The 15,456-nt window shown below is 71.3% G+C and carries 13 protein-coding genes; 10 read left to right on the forward strand and 3 right to left on the reverse strand.

The annotated features are described in order from the left end of the window. Positions 1-118 precede the first annotated feature (118 nt). Complete coding sequence (locus ACLVWQ_RS23630) at positions 119-1,189, forward strand: TIR domain-containing protein (protein ID WP_414111136.1); 1,071 nt, start codon at positions 119-121, stop codon at positions 1,187-1,189. Positions 1,190-1,232: 43 nt separating this feature from the next. On the opposite strand, the gene ACLVWQ_RS23635 is transcribed toward ACLVWQ_RS23630, so the two are convergent. After that, the gene (locus tag ACLVWQ_RS23635; protein WP_414111137.1) at positions 1,233-2,105 is read right to left on the reverse strand and encodes a hypothetical protein; all 873 of its coding nucleotides are present in this window, start codon (positions 2,103-2,105) and stop codon (positions 1,233-1,235) included. Between the two features lie 132 nt (positions 2,106-2,237). Here ACLVWQ_RS23635 and ACLVWQ_RS23640 point away from each other — a divergent pair, with 132 nt between their 5' ends. Both ACLVWQ_RS23640 and ACLVWQ_RS23645 read left to right on the forward strand, forming a co-directional pair. Beyond that, positions 2,238-2,888 (forward strand): hypothetical protein, encoded by a 651-nt coding sequence (locus tag ACLVWQ_RS23640; protein ID WP_414111138.1) that lies wholly within the window; start codon positions 2,238-2,240, stop codon positions 2,886-2,888. Positions 2,889-3,117: 229 nt separating this feature from the next. Beyond that, positions 3,118-3,780 carry a DUF4333 domain-containing protein gene (locus ACLVWQ_RS23645; protein WP_414111139.1) on the forward strand — a complete coding sequence of 221 codons (663 nt, stop codon included), beginning with the start codon at positions 3,118-3,120 and terminating at the stop codon, positions 3,778-3,780. Positions 3,781-3,796: 16 nt separating this feature from the next. Here the strand turns inward: ACLVWQ_RS23645 and ACLVWQ_RS23650 are convergent, their stop codons facing one another. Together ACLVWQ_RS23650 and ACLVWQ_RS23655 are read right to left on the reverse strand one after the other, a co-directional pair. After that, a complete protein-coding gene (locus ACLVWQ_RS23650; RefSeq protein ID WP_414111140.1) occupies positions 3,797-5,092 on the reverse strand; it encodes a PQQ-binding-like beta-propeller repeat protein in 1,296 nt (431 codons plus the stop codon). Between the two features lie 221 nt (positions 5,093-5,313). Then, positions 5,314-5,985, reverse strand: coding sequence for a GntR family transcriptional regulator (locus ACLVWQ_RS23655; RefSeq protein ID WP_414111141.1), 672 nt, complete (start codon positions 5,983-5,985; stop codon positions 5,314-5,316). A 196-nt stretch (positions 5,986-6,181) separates the two neighbouring features. Here ACLVWQ_RS23655 and ACLVWQ_RS23660 point away from each other — a divergent pair, with 196 nt between their 5' ends. The 7 genes from ACLVWQ_RS23660 (at position 6,182) to ACLVWQ_RS23690 (ending at position 15,296) form a co-directional block, all read left to right on the forward strand. Next, positions 6,182-7,213 carry an amidohydrolase family protein gene (locus tag ACLVWQ_RS23660; RefSeq protein WP_414111142.1) on the forward strand — a complete coding sequence of 344 codons (1,032 nt, stop codon included), beginning with the start codon at positions 6,182-6,184 and terminating at the stop codon, positions 7,211-7,213. A gap of 35 nt (positions 7,214-7,248) precedes the next feature. Next, the gene (locus tag ACLVWQ_RS23665) at positions 7,249-8,115 is read left to right on the forward strand and encodes an amidohydrolase family protein (protein ID WP_414111143.1); all 867 of its coding nucleotides are present in this window, start codon (positions 7,249-7,251) and stop codon (positions 8,113-8,115) included. After that, on the forward strand, positions 8,108-9,004 hold the full coding sequence (locus ACLVWQ_RS23670) for a hypothetical protein (RefSeq protein WP_414111144.1): 897 nt from the start codon (positions 8,108-8,110) through the stop codon (positions 9,002-9,004). Before ACLVWQ_RS23665 ends, ACLVWQ_RS23670 begins: the two co-directional genes overlap by 8 nt. A 101-nt stretch (positions 9,005-9,105) precedes the next feature. Continuing rightward, positions 9,106-10,428 (forward strand): cation:dicarboxylate symporter family transporter, encoded by a 1,323-nt coding sequence (locus ACLVWQ_RS23675; protein WP_414111145.1) that lies wholly within the window; start codon positions 9,106-9,108, stop codon positions 10,426-10,428. A 102-nt stretch (positions 10,429-10,530) separates the two neighbouring features. Continuing rightward, positions 10,531-13,863: an ATP-binding protein gene (locus ACLVWQ_RS23680; protein ID WP_414111146.1), complete on the forward strand. Its 3,333-nt coding sequence runs from the start codon at positions 10,531-10,533 to the stop codon at positions 13,861-13,863. A gap of 164 nt (positions 13,864-14,027) precedes the next feature. Further along, positions 14,028-14,480, forward strand: coding sequence for a helix-turn-helix transcriptional regulator (locus ACLVWQ_RS23685; protein ID WP_414111147.1), 453 nt, complete (start codon positions 14,028-14,030; stop codon positions 14,478-14,480). 75 nt (positions 14,481-14,555) lie between these two features. Then, on the forward strand, positions 14,556-15,296 hold the full coding sequence (locus ACLVWQ_RS23690) for a FadR/GntR family transcriptional regulator (protein WP_414111148.1): 741 nt from the start codon (positions 14,556-14,558) through the stop codon (positions 15,294-15,296). Positions 15,297-15,456 lie beyond the last annotated feature (160 nt).

Below are 15,456 nucleotides of genomic sequence, written 5' to 3' on the forward strand. Positions count from 1 at the left end.
CCCATTCAGTTTAGGGATGACGCTGTCCTCCTGGTTAGGCGTCAATTGGCCAACATCCGCGACTCCCAGGCGTAAACGGGGGAGTGCGGGGACAAAGGGGGAGTGAAGGGGGTTGTTCATGGCAAGTTATTTCGTCACGAGTTACGGCGCCGCCGAGAATCCCTCGTACGCGGGGCGCTTCCACCGAGATCTGTCCGAGGAAGTGAACCGGCGGCTCGGCCGGAGGATCGAAGCCCGGACATGTGATCCCACCGTGCCGGCCGAGGAGCGCCGCAGGCGCGTCGCGGGGGCGGACGTGTTCGTCATGCTGTGGTCGTCGGAGTACTTCCACGACGGCGGCTGTCTCGGCGACTGGGAGCTGTTCGAGTACCGGCTGGGCCGCGTGCCCGCGCCGCGGCGTCCGGCCTGCCAGTCGACGCGGGTGCTGGTCCGCTGGCGGACCGCGGGCACCCCGCCACTCGGGATGCCCCGGCCGCGCATGATCGACGGGGACGTGACGGACGGCTACAACAAGCACGGGCTGTACAAGGTCGTGCGGGAGAACCCGGACTCGTCCGCCTACCGCAACGTCCTGGGGCAGTTGGCCGACCAGGTCCTTGACGGACTGGCCTCCCCGCTCCCGCCGCTGCCGCCCGACGACGTGCCCCCGCCGGCGGATCCCCCGGTCCTGCCGGGGCCCCGGCCCACCGTGGAGACCCCGCCGCCCGCACACCGGCCCCGCGTCCTGATCTCGTACGCGCACGACGAGGCGGACCCCGCGCACGCCGAGGAGACCAAGTCGCTGGCCGCGTTGCTGAAACGCGGGGGCATCGACGTGCGGTTCGACCAGGACGTGGACGACGAGCCGCAGAACTGGCTGCGCTGGATGCACGCCGAGCTGCTGGCGGCGGAGTACATCCTGACGGTGGCCTCTCCCGCCTACAAGCGGCGCGTCGAGCTCCGGGAGCAGGAGGGGACGGGCCGAGGGGCGACCTGGGAGGCCGCGTACATGCTCGACGAGGTCTATGACAACGCGGGCACCTGGCAGAAGCGCTTCCTGCGGATCGTCTTCCCGAGGTTCACCGTGGCGGACCTGCCCGCCTTTCCCGGTTCCGCCTCGGTCTCCGTCTACCGGATCGACCCCGTCACGGGGGGCGCGGACTTCGACCGGCTGCTGGCCTATCTGAAGAGGGGCCCGACGGCACCGTGACACCTCCGGGTGCCGTCGGCCCGTCAATCCCGTCGTCAGTCCGTCAGTCCGCCAGGCGTCCCAGTCCCAGGACGACCAGTTCGGCGATCTCGTCGGGGGAGTGGGAGGCGGCCAGACGCCGGTTCTCCTCCGGGGAAAGCCCGTTGGACGGCCTCGGGGCCTTCGCGTGGGCGCGCAGCCGTTCGAGGCCCGCGAGCAGCCGGGGGTCGGCCGGGGCCGCGTCCGGGTCGCCGGGGAGCCAGGCGCAGTCGTCGATCCCGAGGGCGCGCACGATGTCGACGGTCACACCGCCGAAACCGGCCGCCAGGTAGAGCGGTTGAGGGTCCCCGTGGCCTCCGTGGTCCGCGTCGGTTCCGTCGTCGCCGGGGGCCAGCGAGAGGAGGGCCTCCTCCAGCAGTCCTGGGAGCTCGCCCTGGAAGTCCGCGCGCCGTCCCCCGACGAGGAGCCGGCCGTCGGTACGGGCCCGCAGGTAGCGGCGCATGGCGGTGAGCGACGTACGGGCCACCTCGGGCGCCACGCTCTCGGCGGCCTCTCCGCGTCCGGCGGCGGGGTCGGTCTCCCGCCCGGCCGGATCGAGGCAGACGACGCGTCCCGCCGTGCCGAGATCGAGCCGGGCCCGCAGGTCCGACAGGGGCAGCCCGCGGTGTTGCGGCCAGGCCAGGCACACCAGCAGCGGCTGGTCCCCGCGTCCGTGCCGGGCCGCCTCGGCGGTGAGCACCGAGGTGTAGCCGTCGGGGCCGAGGTGTCCGCCGTAGGCGAGGTGACCACCCGCCTCCAGGACGCGCCGCGCGGTCCGCGCGAGCGACAGCCGCAGTTGCTCCTCGCTCGGTGCGAGGCGGTCCAGGTCGGGGCTCTGCGAGACCGACACGGCGAGGGTGCGGCCCGAGAGTGCGTCAGGAGCAGGCGGAGACGTCATGCCGCCATCATCTCAGTCCGGTGATCGAACCGCCGTCACCGCGCCCGGTCCGGGGTGTGCCAACAGCCCTGCGGCAGAGGTGATTTCACGACTACACTTTCTGGGGTGATCTTCGGGTTCTCTGGTCGTCGCGTGCTGCGCCTCCTAGGCGCGGCCGTCGGGGGCGGTGGCGCCGGAGCGGCCGCGTACGGACTGCGGAGCGTCGAGGGTCTTGCCGCGTTCGGCGCCGTCGGTGCCGCGCTGGGCGTTCTGGTCCTGCTGGGGGTCGACTTCTACCGCCGGACGGCCAGCCTCACCGAGGTGCGGATCACCGTGCCGCAGCTGAGCGAGCTGACCTTCGTCGTCAACGACCACACCCGGGCCGTCTCCTGGCAGCTCTTCGTCGAGTCGGTCACCCGGACCTCCACCCAGCGCCTCGACGACGGCGAGGGCTTCCTGCGCGAGGCCCTCGAATCGCTGTACGGGCTCTTCGCCACGACGCGGGACATCCTCAAGGCGGCCAGGCCCACCGCGCACGGGGAGGGCGTCACCGTCGAGTACCTGGCGGTGAACCTGCTCAACCAGCAGTTGCGGCCGTTCCTGTCCAAGTGGCATCCCCGGCTCAGGGAGTTCGAGAGGGCCCACCCCGAACTGGGCGAGTCCGACTGGCCGCAGGCGATGGAGTGCCGCCAGGAGCTGGCCCAGTTGCAGGACGCCACCAGGGAGTACGTCCTGAGCTTCGCCCGGCTGGCCGGCGTACGCGAGCCACATCTGATGCTGGGCACCGCCGCCCCCGCCAGGTAGACCTCGGTTCGGCCGGCCCGCGGACTTTGTGGGGCGAACGACCGTCACGCTCGGCGACCGGCGCGGGCTACTGTGCCCGTCGTGCGGGGTCGGCGCAGGCCGGGGCGGGCGCGTGCGATCTCACGTCCCCGCCGCCTCATGTCCCCGCCGCCTCACGTCCCTTTCGCTCGTGAGCGGGCCCACCGCCCGTCCGGGCCTTTCGATCTGAACGTCCGACCCGAGGAGTCCCATGCAGAAGTCAGCGCGGAGCCGGACGACGGCTCGGGTAACAGCGGGGGCGCTGGCAGTGCTGTTCGCCGCGGGCTGTTCGGCGAGCCTGGGCTCGAAAGAGGTGAGCAGGGGCGAGGTCGAGAAGCAGGCCTCGGCGGCCCTGAGCAAGCAGATCAGCGGGAAGATCGACGACCTCACCTGCGAGGACGACCTCAAGGCCGAGGTGGGCGAGACCGTACGCTGCGAGCTGACCGTGGACGGCGCGAAGCAGGGCATGACGGTCACCGCGAAGTCGGTCGACGGCGACAAGGTCAAGATGGGCTACAAGGTCGACGACGCCCCCGCCGCCGGTGGCTCCGCCGAGCCGGCGTCCTCGCCGCCCGCCCGGCCCACCGACGCGGCGAGCACCGGTACGGGCGGCGGCACCGGAGGCAGTACCGGCGGCGAGTCGGTGCCCAGGGCGGAGGTCGCCCGCCAGGGCAAGGCCGCCCTGGCGGCGCAGGCGGGCCGGCAGCCCGACGCCTTCTCCTGCCCCCAGGACCTGCCGGCCCGGGTGAACGCCGTCATCCGCTGTCAACTGTCCGCGGACGGCAGCCAGTACGGGGTGACGGTCACCGCGACGTCGGTCGTCGACGGCAAGGTCAACATGAGCTTCAAGGTCGACCAGACCCCGAACGGCTGACCCCGGGGGCCGTCCGTCATGCGGGCAGGGCGTGCAGCTTCTTGCCGTGCAGCGCGAAGACCCGCTTGCCGTCGGTGGCCACCAGCCACGCGTGGTAGTCGCCGGACCTGTCGTTGAACGTCCAGCGCAGGTCACCGGTCCTCACGTCGAGGGCGACGACACCGCCCTTCTTGTCGAGCTCCGTGGCCCCGTAGAGGACGCCGCCCGCCGTGACGTACTGCCGGGGCACCTGGACCTCCGCGTCCGCCAGGGCCTTGGACTGCCAGATCCTCTTGCCGGTCCCCGGCTCCACGGCCCACAGCGTCCGGCTGCTGTCGGCGACGTAGAGCACGCCCGCCACGACGGACGGCTCCTTGAACGTGGTGAGGTGCTCGGTCTTCACGGACCACTTCTCGGAGCCGTCGGACAGGCCGAAGGCCTGGAGCGTCTGCCCCTGCGGGACGATCACCAGATCCTCGTGGACGGCGAAGAAGCCGTAGTTCGTCTTCGCCGTCTTGTGCGTCCACACCTGCTCACCGGTGGCGGTGTCGCGCACTGTGAGGTTCTTCCTGATGTCGGTGTAGACGAGATGGCGGCCCCGGACGGAGGCGTGGATCCCGCTCTCCTCGGTGCCGAGGTCGCGCTGTTCCTTCCAGACCAGCTTGCCGGTGGCGCTGTTCAGCGCGGCGATCACGTTGGTGCGGGACGAGCCGTCGGCCTCGAGGATCTCGGCGATGACGTACACCTGCTTCTCGTCCACCGCGATCGGCTTCGGCTGCCGGTACTCCTTGCCCAGGTGGCTGCGCCAGGTCTCCTTGCCCGAGGCCGGGTCGTAGCCGACGACGGAGCCGTCGTACCTGCCGCTGGCCAGGTAGAGCGTGCCGTCGTCGACCAGCATCGGTGCTCCGGGGATCGCGCCGTCCGGCAGCGACCACCGCTCCTTGCCGGTCGCCGCGTCGAGGGCGGCCAGCGGGTCACCGCTCGCGATCACCACGCCGCCCGCGGCCACGAGTTCGTCGCTGTCGCCGTAGGTCTGCGCGGAGGTCGACTTCGTCCACAGCGGCTCGGGGGCCTGCCCGTCCTTGCGGGCGCCGCCGCCGGAGGCAGTGCCGTCGCCGGACGGCTTGTCGCTCTCGGAACTCCCAGAGCCCCCAGAGTCCCCGGAGCCCTTTGGGTGCCTTGAGCCCTTCGAGCCCGTGCTGTCCTTGCAGCCGACCGCTCCGGCCGTCAGGACCGCCAGCGTGAGGCCGCCCCCGGCCAGCCGCAGTACTCGCCGCCGGGAAGATCTCATCCCCGATGTGCCGATCCCCGACGTGCTGGCACCCATGGCCATGTCGACCTACCCCCGTGAAGTTCTCTGAGCAAGCTCTCTGAGCGGAAAGACGCGCAGGCCGGTGCCGTACCGGTGTACCGGTCTGCGGCAAGGAACGTTAGCCGCTGCCCGGCGCTGTGAGACATCCCGTCAACCAACCGGGACAACGCCGTGAACCAACCGGGACATCACCGTCCGTACGCCACCCGGGCCACCCGGGCCACCCGGGCCACCCGCGGTGCTTACGCGGGCGGCGGGGTCGGGTTCGGGGTCGCCCGGAGTTCCTCGATGACGCTCTCGACATGCGCGCGGGCCGCGGCTTCGGCGGCGGTCGCGTCGCCCGCGGCGACGGCGTCGATGATGGCGAGGTGCTGGGGGAGTGATCGTGTGGGGCGGCCGGGGCGCAGGGCCAGCCGGAACTGGTACCTGACCATCTGGCCGTTGAGGCGTTCGAGGAGGTTCGTGGCCACGGCCTGGCCGCTCGCCTCCGCCACCAGCTCGTGCAGCCGGCGGTTCAGGGCCGAGTACTGGTCCAGGTCGTGCGAGGCGACCGCCTCCCGCATCGCGGTGCCGATGCCCAGCAGCCGGTCCCGTTGCTCCGGGGTGGCGTGGGCGGCGGCCCGGCGTGCGCACAGGGCTTCCAGGGAGGCGCGGCACTCGGTGATGAGGATGGCCTCCTCGACCGGGACGACGCGTATACGGGCGCCGCGGCGGGGGACGAGTTCGACCAGCCCCTCGGCCGCGAGGTCCTGAAGTGCCTCACGGACGGCGCTGCGCGTGGCGCGGTAGGTGTCGGCGAGCTCCTGCTCGATGAGGCGCTGTCCGGGAGCCATGTCCCCCGCCGCCAGGGCCTGGCGGATGCCGCTCCCCACCACGCGCCGCCCCGCCTGACCGGTGACTCGCTTGTCCTGCACCTGCACCTGTACCGCCCCTGCCGTCCATGCCGCCGTGCAGTGTCCGTTGCCGCTCGGTCGCCGGTGAGTCTATCGGCGCCGCACGGGGCGTCCGACAAGCTTGCCAAAGTTTTCGTCAATAAGATTGTTAACAATTTCGTCCGCTGTTAGGTTGACGCCTGCTCCGCCGCACATGGCTCACCCCGCAAGGAAGCACATGATCATCGATTGCCACGGTCACTACACCACCGCTCCGGCCGCCCTGGGGGAGTGGCGGGACCGACAGATCGCCGCGTTCCACGACCCGGCCACGGCCGTGGCCCCCGGCCTCGCCGATCTCCGTATCAGCGACGACGACCTGCGGCAGAGCATCGAGGCGAACCAGCTGGACATGATGGACGAGCGCGGTGTCGACCTGACGGTCTTCTCCCCGCGTGCGTCGTTCATGGCGCACCACCTCGGTGATCTCGCCACGTCCGAGCGGTGGGCGGAGGTCTGCAACGACCTCTGTCACCGCGTCAGCTCCCTCTACCCGGAGCGCTTCGCGCCGGCGGCGATGCTGCCCCAGTCGCCCGGTGTGGACCCCGCGACCTGCATACCCGAACTCACCAGGTGCGTGGAGGAACTGGGCGCCGTCGCGGTCAACCTGAACCCGGACCCCTCCGGCGGCCACTGGACCGCGCCGCCGCTGACCGACCGTTCGTGGTACCCGCTCTACGAGAAGCTCGTCGAGTACGACGTCCCGGCGATGGTCCACGTCAGCACCAGCGTCAACCCCGCGTTCCACACGACCGGCGCGCACTACCTCAACGCCGACACCACCGTGTTCATGCAGCTGGTCCAGGGCGACCTCTTCACCGACTTTCCCACCCTGCGTCTGGTGATCCCGCACGGCGGAGGCGCCGTCCCCTATCACTGGGGCCGCTTCCGCGGGCTGGCCGCGGCGCTCGGAAAGCCGGACCTGGCGGAGCACGTCCTCGGCAACGTCTTCTTCGACACGTGCGTCTACCACCAGCCGGGCATCGACCTCCTGCTCGACGTCGTACCGGCCCGCAACCTCCTCTTCGCCTCGGAGGCGATCGGCGCGGTCCGCGCCGTCGACCCGGACACCGGGCACCACTTCGACGACACCCGCCGCTACCTGGAGCAGGCCGGGCTGTCCGCCACCTCACTGGCCGCCGTCGAGGAACACAACGCCCGCACGGTCTATCCCCGGCTGGACGCCCTGCTCCGCGGCCAGGGCCGCTGACTTCGCACACATACGCACGACATCGGAAGGTTCGCATGAGCGTCATCGACACGCACACCCATGTCATCTCACCGGACACCGAGCGATATCCGGTCGCGCCCCTCGGGGGACGGCAGTCCACCTGGTCGCAGCTGCACCCCGTGGACATCGCCGGGCTGGTCCGGGCGCTCGACGAAGCCGGGATCGCCAAGGCGGTCGTGGTGCAGGCGTCCACCGTGTACGGCCACGACAACCGCTACGTCGCGGAGGCGGTGCGCACGCACCCCGACCGGCTCGTCGGTGTGTACTCCCTCGACGCCATGGCACCGGACGCCGTCGAGCGGATCAGGTACTGGCAGGCCCAGGGCCTCTCCGGCTTCCGGCTGTTCACCACCGGTACGACGATGCCGGGTCAGGCGGACTGGCTGGGCCACGAGGACTCCTTCCCCGCCTGGTCGTACGCGCAGGAACAGGACATCCCGGTCTGTCTGCAGATGACGGTCCAGGGTCTGCCCGCGCTGCGGGACCTGCTGCGGCGGTTCCCCGGGGTGCGGGTCCTCCTCGACCACTGCGCACGCCCCGACCTGTCCGACGGCCGGCCCTACCGGCTGGCTCAGGAGCTGTTCGCCCTGGCGGAGTTCCCCGGCGTCCACCTGAAACTCACCCACCGGGCGCTGGCGGCCTCGGCCGCGGGCGAGTCCACGACCGCCGAGTTCCTGGCGGACCTGGTCGCGGCGTACGGGGCGAACCGCCTCGCGTGGGGGTCCAACTTCCCCGCGGCGGAGGGCACACCGAAGAGCATCCTGGCCGAGGCGCGGGAACAGGTCGCGAGCCTGCCGGCGGCCGACCTGTCCATGATCTTCGGCGGCACGGCCGCGGTCTTCTATCCGGCCCTCGTCACGGCGGGAGCCCCCGGTGCCTGAGCCCACACCGCTGCGGATCGCCCTGGCGGACCATCCGCACACCACGCCACTGAAGGACGGCACCCTCGGCGCCTCGGGCGTGCGCCTCGACTTCCAGGAGATCGCGCCCATCCACCGCGCGTTCGCCCCGATGGTCCGCGAAGGCGCCTTCGACGTCAGCGAGCTGGCCGTCGTCACCGCGCTCCAGGCCATCGCGTACGGCAGGCCGGTGGTGCTGCTCCCGGCCGTGGTGGCCTCCCGCTTCCAGCGCGGCTGCCTCATCGCCCACGCCTCGCGTCCGGTGACCCCGGCGGAGCTGCCGGGCAAGCGCGTCGCGGTCCGCTCCTTCACCCAGACCACGGGCATGTGGGTCCGCGCCCACCTCGCGGAGGACTACGGACTGGCGGCCCAGGACCTGCGCTGGATCACCCGTGACGGCGCCCACGTTGCCGAGTACGAGGACCCGGCGTTCGTCGAGCACACCACCGGTACCGCGAGCCTTCCCGACCTGCTGCGCGAGGGCCGGATCGACGCCGCCGTCCTCGGCAACGACCTGCCCGGCGGCGAGGAGTTCACCCCGGTCTTCCCCGACGCCGCCGAGCGGGACAGGGCGTGGTGGCGACAGCACGGGTTCATGCCCGTCAACCACATGGTGGCCGTGCGGGCGGCGACGTGCCGCGAGCACCCCGACGCGATCCGGGACGTCTACCGGCTGCTGCGCGAGGCGGACGCCACGGTGGAGCGTCCCGAGGGAGCGCCCCGCCCCACGCTCTTCGGCTTCGAGGAGCTGCGCGGGCCCGTCGAGTTCGTGATCGACGCCTGCCTCGCACAGGGCCTGCTGCCCCGCCGCCCGGACCTGGACGAGGTCTTCGGCCCCGCCCGGGAACTGCTGGGTCACGACGGCGACTGAGGACCGCGACTGAAGACGGCGACTGGGACGGACGCCCGAAGCAGCCACCAGACACCAGACATTCGATCGGCACCGGACATTCAACGGAGAAACCGGAAACGATGAACGAGACCACTTCCCCGGGCGCCCCCGCGACATCGGACGCGCCCCCGCAGAACAGCAGAACCCGCAAGCCGTTCTACCTCGACCTCGCCTTCCAGGTGCTCGCCGGAGTCGCCCTCGGCGTACTCGTCGGTGCCCTGGTGCCGTCGGTCGCGCAGCACGTCCAGTTCCTCGGCGACATCTTCATCCATCTGATCCAGATGGTCGTCGGGCTCATCATCTTCTGCACGGTCACGCACGGCATAGCCAGCGTGCGCGACCTCGGCAAGGTCGGCCGTATCGCGGTGCGTTCGCTGATCTACTTCGAGGTCATCACCACGATCGCGCTCGTGATCGGCCTCGTCGTGGTCAACGTGCTGAAGCCCGGCTCCGGGATGCACATCGACCCCTCGACGCTGCACACCGGCGCCTCCACCGCGGCACCGGCGAAGTCGGAGGGGTTCGACGACTTCCTCGTCGGACTGGTGCCGACCTCCGCCGTGCAGGCGTTCGCCGACAGCAGCATCCTCCAGATCCTCGTCTTCTCGGTGCTGTTCGCCTGCGGTCTCGCCTCCGTGGGAGAGAGGGCGAAGCCCGTCCTCGACGTGGTCGGCGGAGTGCAGCAGGCGCTGTTCTGGATCATCCGCAAGGTCATGCGGATCGCGCCCCTCGCCGCCTTCGGCTCCATCGGCTTCACCGTGTCCGAGTACGGACTGGGTACGCTGCTCTCCCTCGGGCGGCTGGTCGGGGTGTTCTACCTTGTCGTCGTCCTCTTCTTCGTGCTGGTGCTGTGGCCCGTGTCGCGGTACGCGGGAGTCAGCCTCCTGAAGCTGATGCGCTACTTCCGCGCGGAACTGGTCCTGGTCCTGGGCACCAGCTCCTCGGAGAGCGTCTTCCCGCAGCTGACCGCCAAGCTGGAGAAGCTCGGGGTGGACGAACCCGTGGTGGGCCTCGTCCTGCCCACGGCCTACAGCTTCAACCACGACGGCACCTGCCTGTACTTCGCCACCGTGAGCGTGTTCCTCGGCCAGGCCACCGGAGCGGACCTGAGCTGGACCGCGCAACTGGGGCTGCTGCTCGTGCTGCTGCTGACCTCCAAGGGCGGTGCGGGGGTGTCGGGTTCGGCCATCGCCGTACTGGCGCTGACGCTGAGTTCGACGGACAGCATCCCCGTCAGCAGCATCGCCCTGGTCCTGGGTGTGCACAGCATCCTCTCGGCCGCCTTCGTGTTCACGAACGTCGCCGGCAACTGCGTGGCCACCCTGGTCGTCGGCAAATGGGAGAAGGCGATCGACCGCGACCGGCTGCGTACGGAACTCGACTCCGGCTATCTCGCGGCCTGACCGCCTGACCGCAGCCGCGTGTAAACTCTGACGTGCACATTCGTGAGCTGATGCGTTCCGCGCAGAAGACCATTCGTATCGGTGCACTCGGGGGCCGTGGGCATGGCTGTGCCAATCCGTCCTGTCCCGTTCCACGGCGACGACCGGCCGGACGGAGATCCTTTCCTGCGGCTGCGGATCCTCGGTCCGTTACGACTCTGGCGCGACGGCGTGGAACTGGACACGGGCCCGCGACAACAGGCCTATCTGCTCGCGCTGCTCCTCGCCCGTGAGGGCCGGCCGATCAGCACCAGCGAACTGATCGACCTGATGTGGGACAGGGATGTCCCGGCCAGCGCCCTGAACGTCATCCACAAGTACGTCGGCGCCCTACGCCGCCTACTGGAACCGGAGTTACCCGCCCGCGGCACCGGTTCGTACCTCCATCGCCGCGGCAACGGCTATCTGTTCACCGCCGGTCCCGGCATGCTCGACCTGGTCACCTTCCGCGAGCGGGTGGCGGCGGCCACGACCGCCCTCGCCGAGCGGCACCACGAAGCGGCGCTCGACCACTACGCGGCGGCGCTCGGCCTGTGGCACGGCCCCGCGGGCGACGGCCTGATCCACGGACCCACCGCGGTACCGGTCTTCACGGCCCTGGACACCGAGTTGTACGACGCCTGCGCGGCGGCGGCCGAACTCGCCGTGTCGCTGGCCCGGCCCGAGCGGGTGCTCCCGGCGCTGCACCTGGCCGCGTCGATGGCGCCGCTGCACGAACCCGTCCAGGCCGGCCTCATCAACACCCTTGCCGCCGCGGGCCAGCAGGCCCAGGCGCTGTCGGTGTTCGGCACGGTCCGCGCCCGGCTCGCCGAAGACCTCGGTATCGACCCGGGCCCGGCACTGCGGGCCGCGCACCGACGGGTGCTCACGCAGACCGAGCGGTCGCGGTCGCGGTCGTCGCTGAAGCCGACGAAGCCGTCGCCGTTACCGTCGCCGCTCTCGCACCCGTCGCACCCGGCGGCCGTGACGGGTGCGAGCGGCGCGAAGAGCGGGAGCAGCGGGAGCGGTACGGGCGACAACGGCGGTGCCGCGCAGGCGGGTTCGGCCGCTGGACTGATCGGCCGGGCCGAGGAACTCGCGGTGCTGCGGCAGACCATGGAACCGGTGTTCACCGGCGGCACGGCGATCGGCGTCGTCGAGGGCGAGCCGGGCGTGGGCAAGACCTGCCTGCTGGAAGAGGTGACCGCTGAGGCGGAGCGGCGTGGGGCGCTGGTGGTCTGGGGCCGCTGCCTGGACGGCGACGGTACCCCCGCGATGTGGCCGTGGGTCCAGGCGATCGGCACGGTCCTCGACGGCCTGCCCGCCCCGGTCCGGGAGCAGTGGGTCACCGGTGAGCTCGGCCGTCTCGTCGAGCCGCACGGTGACGTGCTCGCCGCGCCGGTGCTGCCGGACAGCGGTCTGCGGTTCCGGCTGTTCGAGAAGGTCGTCGCCGTCATCGGCCAGGTCTCGGCCCAGCGCCCTGTGGTGCTCGTGATCGACGATCTCCAGTGGGCGGACGGCACCTCGCTGGAACTGTTCGCGCACGTGGCGATCAGGCTGCCGGCCGGCACCGTGATCCTGGGCGCGCTGCGCGACCGCGCGCCGACCCCCGGCTCGGAGCTCTCCCGGATGCTCGCCGCGGTCAGCCGGGTGCCCGGCCACCGCCGGTTCCGGCTCGGCCCGCTCGACGTGGCCGACGTGGCCGAACTGGTCCGCCGCGAAACCGGCCAGAACCCCGGCCCCGACGCGGCGCGCAGCATCTACGCGCGTACAGCGGGCAACCCCTTCTTCGTCCGCGAACTGTCCCGGCTGCTCGCCGACGGCGGCGTACTCACCCAGGACGCCGCCGCGCGGGCCGGGGTGCCGGGCACCGTGCGCGACGTCGTCCTCGACCGGATGGCGGGCCTCGACGGGGAGGCCAGGGACCTGCTGCAGATCGCCGCGCTCATCGGCCGCGACGTCGAGCTGGGCCTGCTCGCCCGCGTGGCGGGACTCGACGTGGAGAGCTGCCTGGAACGCCTCGAACCCGTGGGCGTCCTCGGCATGTTCGAGTCCATGCCGGAGGATCCGTTCTCGTTCCGGTTCGCGCACGACCTGGTCCGCGAGTCCGTGTCCGCGACGACACCGCCGTCGCGGGCGAGCCGGCTGCACCTGAGCGTCTCGGACGCGCTGGACGGCGCCGACCCCGACGGCGAGTTCGTCGCCGAGCGCCTCGCCCACCACCTGTGGGCCGCGGGGCCGCTCGCCGACCCGGCCCGCACCGCGGCCACCCTGGTGCGCGCCGGGCGGCGTGCGGCGGGCAAGTCCGCGTACGAGACCGCCGAGCGCCAGCTGAGGTCGGCCGCGCACGTGGCGCGGACGGCGGGCCTCGCGGAGCTGGAGCTGACGGCCCTGTCGCAGCTCACCGCGGTCGTCGGGATGCGGTCGATGTACGGGTTCTCGTCGCTCGACCTGCTGGAGCGCGCCGAGCACCTGGCCCGCGGCCTCGGCAGGGAGACGGAGGCGGCCGGTTTCCTCTACTCCCGCTGGGCCGCCCACGCCCAGGCCATCGAGCTCGACCGCAGCGGTCCGCTCGCGCGCCGGCTGCTGGAGCAGGGGCAGGCGTCCGCCGACCCGTTCGTGCTCGCCTGTGGTCTGCAGGCCTGGGGCATCCACCACTGGGACGTCGGCAACATCGGTGAGGCGTTCCGCTACCTCAGCCGGTCCAGACCCCTGGTCCTCGACCTCGCCCGGCGCGAGGAGAACCCGGTCAAGCACGACCTGCAGTTGCTCATGACCGGGATGCTCGCGGAGACCACCGCGCTGCACGGCGACGTCGGCGCGGCGCGGGCCCTGCTCGACCTGCTGGAGGACGTGGCGGGCGAGGACCCGTACATGGTCACGGTCTGGGCCACCATGTCGGCGAGGACCGCGTCGATAGCCGGGGACCCGGTGTGGGCGTCGCGCGCGGCGGAGCGGGGGATCGCCGTGGACCCCGGTTTCTCGTTCGTCTTCCTCGGCACCTACCAGCGCCTCGCCCGGTGCTGGGCGTCGGCCATGACCGGCGACGATCCGGCGGGCGCCGCAGTGGAGGCCCAGCGGATCATCACGGCGAACCTCCTCGACCCGCCGCGTTCCTGTGTCGCCACCTGGTACGGGCTGCTCGGTGAGATGTGGCTGGCGGCCGGGGCGCCGGCCGAGGCCGCCGCGGCCCTCGACCGGGCGGACCAGTTCCTCAACACCTGCGGCCAGCGTTACGCGGAGGGCCTTCTTCTCCTGTTGCGGGCACGGCTCCTTGGCGCTCGCGGGGAACCGGACGCCGTCGTGCGGGCCGCCGCCGAGAAGGCCCGAGCGCTGTCCGTCGAGCACGAGGCCCATCTGTTCGCCGACCGCGCCGGACGGTTCCTGGCCGAGCTCGACGAGTCCACCGGACCGTGACCGGGCCGCACCCGAACCGCGTTCCTGCTGGTCCGCCGCTGCCCGGTTCACAAAGTATCCACTGCTCATCAACTGCGCCCGCCTAGCTTGAGCCGCGGATAAGGACAGGGCCACGGGCTACGGCCACGAGTCTTCTCGGACCGGGGATTTCGGCGGAGGCGCAGATGACCGATCAGCACCGCGACAGGGCTTCGGACGTGACGTCCGCCATGGCAAGGGCCGCCATGAGCGTCATCGAAAGCCGCTTGGACAGGAACGACCTGTCCCCCGCGATGGTCGCCCAGGTTCTCGGCGTCCCGCTCCGGACCCTGCACAGGTCGTTCGCGGCGGCGGACGACTCGATCATGGCGTTCGCCCGCCGCCGCCGACTGCAGGAAGCCCACGACGAACTGGTGAGATCGGGAAACCCCGCCGCGGTCTCCGAGGTGGCCGCGCGGTGGCACTTCTCGGACGCGAGCCACTTCATCCGGCACTTCAAGTCCTGCTACGGCGTCACACCGGCCGCCTACTTGCGGAACCGGCGGGCGGCGGCGGCCGAGAACCTGCCCTGGGCGCCTGCCGAGGAGCGACGCGGGCAGCGCTCTCGGCGTACCCTTCGTGCGGCGACCGATTGTTGATACCAATTGTTCGTATCGAACGGTGTGGCAGCTTGCCTGCCGCGGGCGGAGCGGAAGCGGAAGAGGGGCAGATCAGTGGCCGAGACCGGTGCGGGCAGCGAGACTCGTCGTTCGGACGAGGTCGTTGCCGGATTGCTCCGGCGCATCCTGAGCGGCCGGCTGCGTCCGGGCGACCGGTTGCCGGCCGAGCGCGACCTGGCCGTCGAGTTCAACGTCTCCCGTACCGCTCTGCGCGAGGCCATCAGCAACCTCACCGGGCGCGGCCTCATCGTCTCCCGCGGCGGCAGCGGGCTGCGGATCACGGCCGTGGCCCCCGAGCGCGCCCACGAGGCCCTGTTCCTGTACCTGCGGGACAACGACCTGGACTACGCGGCGATCCACGAGGTCCGCGAGGTCATCGAGGTGCACACGGCCGGGGTGGCCGCGACACGGGCCGACGAGGAGGCGATCCGGGCCCTGCGCGCGGCCAACGAGGAACTGACCCGCAGCAAGGGTGACGTGTCGCGCGCCATCGCCGCCGACTTCGAGTTCCACCGGCTGGTCAGCGCGATCGCCGGGAACGACATCTTCAGCCTCATCCTGTCGTCCCTGCGCGGCGGTCTCATCGCCGTGCGCGAGCACAATCTCGCGCTGCGGCCCGCCCACGACGAGGCGTGCGCGTCCCACGAGGCCATCGCCGCGGCGATCGCCGAAGGCAACGCCGAGGACGCCCGCCGGCACATGGAGCACCACCTGCGCGCCGTCTTCACCTACTGGCAGAAGCGCGACACGAACGTCTCCGACACCGTCCCCTCGTACGCGGACCCGCTGACCTGACCTGACCTCTTCTCTTCCCTTCTCTCCTTTCCTTTCCTCTCCCGAACGAACGGCCGGTAGCCCCTGGGGCACCGGCTCTTTCGTTGTGCCTCCCTTTCAGCCATGGACATCCGGTCACACTGTTTGGTACCAATGACTGGTAATACCAATACGTAGACCT

This window comes from Streptomyces sp. CWNU-52B (assembly GCF_047444975.1).
Taxonomy (GTDB): domain Bacteria; phylum Actinomycetota; class Actinomycetes; order Streptomycetales; family Streptomycetaceae; genus Streptomyces.

Bases quoted from the DNA above. Each gene is read 5' to 3' on its own strand.
- ACLVWQ_RS23665 (WP_414111143.1), top strand. From the start codon at position 7,249: ATGAGCGTCATCGACACGCACACCCATGTCATCTCACCGGACACCGAG.
- ACLVWQ_RS23630 (WP_414111136.1), top strand. From the start codon at position 119: ATGGCAAGTTATTTCGTCACGAGTTACGGCGCCGCCGAGAATCCCTCG.
- ACLVWQ_RS23675 (WP_414111145.1), top strand. From the start codon at position 9,106: ATGAACGAGACCACTTCCCCGGGCGCCCCCGCGACATCGGACGCGCCC.
- ACLVWQ_RS23680 (WP_414111146.1), top strand. From the start codon at position 10,531: ATGGCTGTGCCAATCCGTCCTGTCCCGTTCCACGGCGACGACCGGCCG.
- ACLVWQ_RS23685 (WP_414111147.1), top strand. From the start codon at position 14,028: ATGACCGATCAGCACCGCGACAGGGCTTCGGACGTGACGTCCGCCATG.
- ACLVWQ_RS23645 (WP_414111139.1), top strand. From the start codon at position 3,118: ATGCAGAAGTCAGCGCGGAGCCGGACGACGGCTCGGGTAACAGCGGGG.
- ACLVWQ_RS23660 (WP_414111142.1), top strand. From the start codon at position 6,182: ATGATCATCGATTGCCACGGTCACTACACCACCGCTCCGGCCGCCCTG.
- ACLVWQ_RS23635 (WP_414111137.1), bottom strand. From the start codon at position 2,105: ATGACGTCTCCGCCTGCTCCTGACGCACTCTCGGGCCGCACCCTCGCC.
- ACLVWQ_RS23650 (WP_414111140.1), bottom strand. From the start codon at position 5,092: ATGGCCATGGGTGCCAGCACGTCGGGGATCGGCACATCGGGGATGAGA.